The 6323-nt window shown below is 66.1% G+C and carries 7 protein-coding genes; all 7 read left to right on the top strand.

The genetic code is table 11. From position 1 onward, the window contains the following. A partial coding sequence (locus tag JNK68_03820) for a c-type cytochrome (GenBank protein MBL8539479.1) occupies positions 1-342 on the top strand: 342 nt, incomplete at its 5' end. Positions 343-412: 70 nt separating this feature from the next. Beyond that, on the top strand, positions 413-1750 hold the full coding sequence (clcA, locus tag JNK68_03815; protein ID MBL8539478.1) for a H(+)/Cl(-) exchange transporter ClcA: 1338 nt from the start codon (positions 413-415) through the stop codon (positions 1748-1750). 177 nt (positions 1751-1927) lie between these two features. Further along, positions 1928-2962, top strand: a complete 1035-nt coding sequence (gene ppk2, locus JNK68_03810) for a polyphosphate kinase 2 (protein MBL8539477.1) — start codon at positions 1928-1930, stop codon at positions 2960-2962. Between the two features lie 208 nt (positions 2963-3170). Then, positions 3171-3761, top strand: coding sequence for a 2-oxoacid:acceptor oxidoreductase family protein (locus JNK68_03805; protein ID MBL8539476.1), 591 nt, complete (start codon positions 3171-3173; stop codon positions 3759-3761). Then, positions 3745-4998, top strand: coding sequence for a pyruvate ferredoxin oxidoreductase (gene porA / locus JNK68_03800; GenBank protein MBL8539475.1), 1254 nt, complete (start codon positions 3745-3747; stop codon positions 4996-4998). Before JNK68_03805 ends, porA begins: the two co-directional genes overlap by 17 nt. Positions 4999-5010: 12 nt before the next feature. Next, complete coding sequence (locus JNK68_03795) at positions 5011-6012, top strand: pyruvate ferredoxin oxidoreductase (GenBank protein ID MBL8539474.1); 1002 nt, start codon at positions 5011-5013, stop codon at positions 6010-6012. A 2-nt stretch (positions 6013-6014) separates the two neighbouring features. After that, a partial coding sequence (locus JNK68_03790; protein MBL8539473.1) for a glutamate synthase occupies positions 6015-6323 on the top strand: 309 nt, incomplete at its 3' end.

Below are 6323 nucleotides of genomic sequence, written 5' to 3'. Positions count from 1 at the left end.
AAGGGTCTCGCCGAGTACTACGCGGCACAGACGCCGCCGTCGGGGAAATCAGCGTCGTCGAAGCTGATCGCGCGCGGCCAGAAGGTCTTCGAGCGCCGCATCGAAGTCGCCAAGGGCAAGTACAAGTCCTGTGCGGACTGTCACGGCGAACAAGGTGAAGGCGCAACCGCGATTCCGCGGGTCGCAGGCCAGAATGCCCCGTATATGCTGGCTCAGCTGCAGAAATCCTTCCAGACGCCGAACCGGCCCTCCGCAAAGGTGATGACGCCGGTGGCACACGCGCTCAGCAGGGACGACATGGCCGCGGTGGCTGCATTCATGCAGTCGCTCGGGCCGAAGTAGCCTCGAAACGGCTGCACCATCCCCATGCCCGGAGCCACCCTCGCGGTGGCTCCGGGGTTTCGGATGTCACATGGTCGATCCCGTCGTTCCCGCTTCCAGCGCCGCTGAAGAGCGCTCACCCGACGTCGCGCGGCTGATCTGTCTGGCTTGCGCCGCAACGCTCGCAGGCGCGCTGGCGGGGCTCGTCGGCGGTGCGTTTCGCCTCGCCCTGGACTGGGCCGACACCCTTCGCGCTTCCTTTCTCGGCTGGTCCCGTCAATGGCCCGGCCTCGGCTGGCTCTGGCCGGTCGCCGCGGTAGCGCTGTGCGCGGCCGCAGCCCGCGCGCTGGTGCGCTTGGCGCCGGTCGCCTCGGGCAGTGGCGTGCAACACGTGGAAGCGGTCATGCGCGGCGAACTCGAGCCCGCCCCGCTGCGGGTGCTGCCGGTGAAGTTCATCGGCGGCACGCTCGCCATGGGCTCGGGGCTCGCGCTCGGACGCGAAGGACCGACCGTGCAGATGGGCTCGACCCTCGGCGTGGCGATCGCGCGACTGCTGCGCCTGCAGACCACCGACATGCGAACGCTGCAGGCCGCCGCTGCCGGGGCCGGCCTCGCGGTTGCGTTCAACGCGCCCATCGGCGGCGCGCTCTTCGTGCTGGAAGAAGTGGTGAAAGGCTTCGAGCTGCGCGCCGTGCACGCCACGCTGATCGCCAGTGCGGTGGCGATCGGCGTTGCCCGGCTCATGATCGGCGACCGTCCTATGTTTGTCGTCGCGACGCTGGCGCCGCCGCCGTTTCTCAGTCTGCTCCCGCATCTTCTCGCAGGCATGGCGTTCGGTCTGCTGGGCGCTGCCTACAGTCGCATCACCGTGTGGGGTCTGGACGCGTTCGACCGTTTCCCTGGGCTGCCGGCCGAGGCACGGGCAGCGATCGTCGGCGCTGCGGTCGGACTCCTCGCCTGGTTCGCTCCCTCGCTGGCAGGCAGCGGCGACGCACTGAATCAGCAGGTGCTCGACGGTACCCTCTCGGTCACTGCGCTCGGCATCATCTTCGTCGTGCGCTGGCTCCTCGGCCCGTGGTGTTACGCAGCGGGAACGCCGGGCGGATTGTTCGCACCCCTGCTCGTCGTGGGTGCGGCGTTCGGTGCGCTGTGCGGCGATCTCGTGCACACGCTCGCCCCCGCCCTTGCACCGCAGCCGCTCGCCTTTGCCGTCGTCGGCATGGCAGCCTTCTTCACGGCTGTCGTTCGCGCACCGCTCACCGGCATCGTGCTCGTGGTGGAGATGACCGCGACCACCGCCCTTCTCGCGCCGATGCTCACGGCATGCTTCGCGGCGGCGCTGGTGGCAACCCTCGCCGGCAGCGAGCCGATCTACGACACCTTGCGGCGACGCTCGATCGCCCGCGCCGGTGACTGCGCGAGAGGTTGAGCTTCGATGCGGGCGTTGCCAGGCAGGCGCGTTCGGACGTAGAGTTGCAAACTCGGTGCAACGGGCGAAGTCGGGAATGCGTGGGCAGCGCGGCGGTTCCCGACACGGGGAGTCGGACATGCCGAATCGGCACGCAGCCGCATCGCCCGGATGACCGTGACCTACGGGGAGACTAACATGAGAAAGAGAGTCCAGCCGGCCGCCAGCGGCACATCGGTGGAGCTGTCCGTCGTGCCGACCACAGGCAGTGAGACAGGCGCCGGGGCGCCGAATCCCGCGGGACCGGCCGGCGCCACCGTCGAACAGATTGCGGAAGCCCTGCAAGCCACGCGTCAGCCGCAGTTCGCCGACGACCGTCCGCCGGCGCTCTATCTGCGGCCGGAGGAACTCTCCGATCTGCACTCGTCGCGCGACTTCATCCAGCTGCTGCGCGCCAAGCACGTCGACGTCTCCAAGATCCAGTCCGCGATCAAGTACGAGTACGAGCTCGAGTCGCTGCAGATCGAACTGGTGAAGCTGCAGCGCTGGATCCAGGAGAACGGCAAGCGTGTGGCGATTCTCTTTGAGGGTCGCGATGCAGCCGGCAAGGGGGGCACCATCCGCCGCTTCATCGAGCACCTGAACCCGCGCGCGATGCGCGTGGTGGCGCTGCCGAAGCCGACCGAGGAAGAGACCGGCCAGTGGTACTTCCAGCGCTACATGAAGCAGCTGCCCAACGCGGGCGAGATCGTGTTCTTCGATCGCAGCTGGTACAACCGCGCGGTGGTCGAGCCGGTGAACGGTTTCTGCACGCGGGACCAGTATGACCGTTTCATGCAGCAGGTGCCGGAGTTCGAACACATGCTGTTCGAGGATGGCATCGTGCTGGTGAAATTCTGGTTCTCGATCTCGCGCGAGGTGCAGTTCGCCCGCTTTGATTCGCGCGCCAACAACCCGCTCAAGCAGTGGAAGCTGAGCCCGCTCGACGGCAAAGCGCAGGACCTCTGGGATGACTACACCAAGTACAAGGAAGTCATGTTCAGTCGTACCCACACGAGCTTCAGCCCGTGGATGATCGTCAAGGCGAACAACAAGCGGCGCGCGCGTCTGGAGAGCATGCGCTACGTGCTGTCGGTGATCGACTACGCGAGCAAGGACAAGGCGCGTGTGTCGCTCTTTCCGGACCCCAACGTGATCACGCGCTTTCACCGCGGCGCGGTCAAGATCGACTGACGCCGGCGTCCGCCCCGCGGTGATGCGGCGTCAGCCGGCATCGCCGCATCGGGATTTGACTTATCCCGGCAACACTCTTACAAATTACGTTTCTGGGTCACGCGATCGAACTCCCCCGCAGCCTGGCAGCAAGACCGGGCGCGTCGTGACCAGCTCCGCGTGAGTTCGCAGTTTCACGAGCAACAACGTACAAGGGAGGCTTCACCCGATGTTTCAGGTCCGCATTCACGGTCGCGGCGGTCAAGGCTGCGTCACCGGCGCGGAGATGCTGTCCATCGCCGCATTCCTGGAAGGCAAGCACGCGCAGGCGTTCCCGAGCTTCGGCTCGGAGCGCACCGGGGCGCCGGTGGTGGCGTTCTGTCGCATCTCCGATCACGAGATCCGGCTGCGCGAGCCGATCATGCAGCCCGACGGGCTCATCATCCAGGACCCCACCCTGCTCTATCAGGTGGATGTGTTCAGTGGCATGGTCCGCGACGGTTACGTCCTCATCAACACCAAGAAAAGCTTCGACGATCTCGGTCTCGGCGACTACTTCAAGGGCTGGCACCACTCGCACCTCTGTACGGTGCCGGCGACCGAGATCGCGATGAAGCATCTCGGACGCCCGCTGCCGAACGCGATCCTGCTCGCGGGATTCGCAGCGATCAGCGACGTCGTCTCCCTCGAATCGGTGCATGCCGCGATCCGGCAGAAGTTCTCGGGCAAGGTGGCCGAGGGCAACATCGCGGCGGCGAGTGCCGCCTTCGAATTCGTGAAGCAGGAACGAGAGGAGTACGCCCGTGCTGAAGCAATGTGAAGGCTCTCATGCGGTCGCCGCGTCCGTCTCGCTGTGCCGCCCGGAAGTGATCTGTGCCTATCCGATCTCGCCGCAGACCCACATCGTCGAGGGTTTGAGCGAGATGGTGCGTGACGGCACGCTCCTGAACTGCGAGTTCATCAACGTCGAATCCGAGTTCGCCGCAATGTCGGTCGCCATCGGCTCGTCGGCCGCGGGCGCCCGCACCTACACCGCGACGGCGAGCCAGGGACTGCTCTTCATGGCCGAGGCCGTCTGGAACGCGTCTGGGCTTGGCCTGCCGATCGTGATGACCGTCGCCAACCGTGCGATCGGCGCGCCGATCAACATCTGGAACGACCACACCGACTCGATGTCGATGCGCGACTCGGGCTGGATCCAGCTCTTCGCGGAGAACAACCAGGAAGCGGCGGATCTGCACATCCAGGCGTTCCGGCTGGCCGAAGCGGTCTCGCTGCCGGTCATGGTGTGCATGGACGGCTTCATCCTGACCCACGCCTACGAGGGGGTGGATATCCCGACGCACGAGCAGGTCGATGCGTACCTGCCGCCTTACGAGCCACGTCAGGTGCTGGATCCGGGTGAGCCGGTTTCGATCGGCGCGATGGTCGGCCCGGAAGCGTTCACGGAGGTGCGTTACCTCGCCCACGCCAAGCAGATGCAGGCGCTCGAACTGATCCCGCAACTGGCGAGTGAGTTCAAGCAGGTGTTCGGTCGCGAGTCGGGCGGGCTGGTGCACGGCTATCGCCTGGAGGACGCCGAGATCGCCGTCGTCGCCCTGGGTTCGGTGCTGGGCACGATCAAGGACACGGTGGACGAGTTGCGCAAGGAAGGTCATCGCATCGGCGTGCTCGGCATCACGTCGTACCGGCCCTTCCCGCTGACTGCGATCCGCGACGCCCTGCAGCACGTGAGCCGCATCATCGTGGTGGAGAAGTGCTTCGCCGTGGGGCTGGGCGGCATCGTCTCGCGTGATGTGCGCATGGCGCTGCGCAACCTGCCGATGCCGGTCTACGACGTGATCGCCGGGCTCGGCGGGCGCGCCATCACCCAGGCATCGCTGCGCAAGCTCTTCCTCGACGGGATCAACGACAAGCTCGAACAGGTGACCTTCCTCGATCTCGACTGGAAGGCCGTCAACCGTCAGCTCGAGCGCGAGCGCGCGACGCGGCGCTCGGGGCCGATCGCCGAGAATCTGCTGCGCGATCTCGGTGTCGTGGCAGCACGCGTAGGCTAAGGGAGAGAGGAAATGTCAGTTACCGCAATCAAGTTCTATCAGACCGGCACGCATACGGTCGGCAACCGGCTGCTCGATCCGTCGCAGCGCTCGGTGCAGGCCGACATGCGACGCACCAATTCGCTCAACTCCGGCCACCGCGCCTGTCAGGGCTGTGGCGAGGCGCTCGGTGCGCGCTACGCCATCGACGCCGCCATGACGGCGACCGACAACCAGCTGATCGCCGCCAACGCGACCGGCTGTCTGGAGGTGTTCTCCACGCCCTATCCGGAAACCTCTTGGCAGATTCCCTGGATCCATTCGCTCTTCGGCAATGCTGCAGCGGTCGCCACCGGCATCGCGGCTGCGCTGCGCGTCAAGGGCCGCTCCGAGGTGCGGGTGATCGCACAGGGCGGCGACGGCGGGACCACCGACATCGGCTTCGGCTGTCTGTCCGGCATGTTCGAGCGCAATGACGACGTGCTCTACATCTGCTACGACAACGAGGCCTACATGAATACCGGCGTGCAGCGTTCGTCCGCCACGCCGGGAGCCGCCCGCACCGCGACCACGCCGGCCGTCGGTAAGGCCCCCGGCAACGTCTTCGGCCAGGGCAAGAGCGTGCCGCTGATCGCGATGGCGCACGAGATCCCCTACGTCGCCACCGCCATCGTGTCGGAACTGCGCGATCTCGAAGCCAAGGTGAAGCGCGCCATGGAGTTTCGCGGCGCGCGGTACATCCATGTATTCGTGCCGTGCCCGCTGGGATGGGGCACTGCATCCAACGACACCATCCGCATCGCGCGGCTCGCGAAGGAGACCGGCGTCTTCCCCGTCATCGAGGCGGAAAACGGCGAGGTCGTCGCCGTCTCCAAGATTCGCAAGCAACTCCCCGTCGAAGAGTATCTTCGGCCGCAGAAGCGCTTCGCGCATCTCTTCTCGCCGCAGCCGCGGCTGGATGTCATCGGCCATATCCAGGCCCTTGCCGATCGCAACATCCGGCGTTTCGGCCTCGTCGACGAAGGAGCGAAGTAAACATGGAAAAGCCGTTTGCAATCACCCTCGACGTCGGTTCCTCGCTCGCCAACAAGACGGGAAGCTGGCGTACCCATCGCCCGCTCTATCTCGACCGCCTGCCCCCGTGCAACAACGCCTGTCCGGCCGGCGAGAATATCCAGGGCTGGCTCTTTCACGCCGAATCCGGTGACTACGAGCAGGCCTGGCGCACGCTCACGCAGGACAATCCGCTGCCGGCCGTGATGGGCCGCGTCTGCTATCACCCGTGCGAGACGGCGTGCAACCGCGGCAACGTCGATGAGGCGGTCGGCATCAATTCCGTCGAGCGC

This window comes from Betaproteobacteria bacterium, from assembly GCA_016791345.1.
GTDB lineage: Bacteria > Pseudomonadota > Gammaproteobacteria > Burkholderiales > JAEUMW01 > JAEUMW01.
Note: the sequence above shows the minus strand (reverse complement) of the source record. Positions and strands in the feature narration are given on the sequence as shown.

Bases quoted from the DNA above. Each gene is read 5' to 3' on its own strand.
- JNK68_03805 (MBL8539476.1), top strand. From the start codon at position 3,171: ATGTTTCAGGTCCGCATTCACGGTCGCGGCGGTCAAGGCTGCGTCACC.
- ppk2 (MBL8539477.1), top strand. From the start codon at position 1,928: ATGAGAAAGAGAGTCCAGCCGGCCGCCAGCGGCACATCGGTGGAGCTG.
- JNK68_03795 (MBL8539474.1), top strand. From the start codon at position 5,011: ATGTCAGTTACCGCAATCAAGTTCTATCAGACCGGCACGCATACGGTC.
- clcA (MBL8539478.1), top strand. From the start codon at position 413: ATGGTCGATCCCGTCGTTCCCGCTTCCAGCGCCGCTGAAGAGCGCTCA.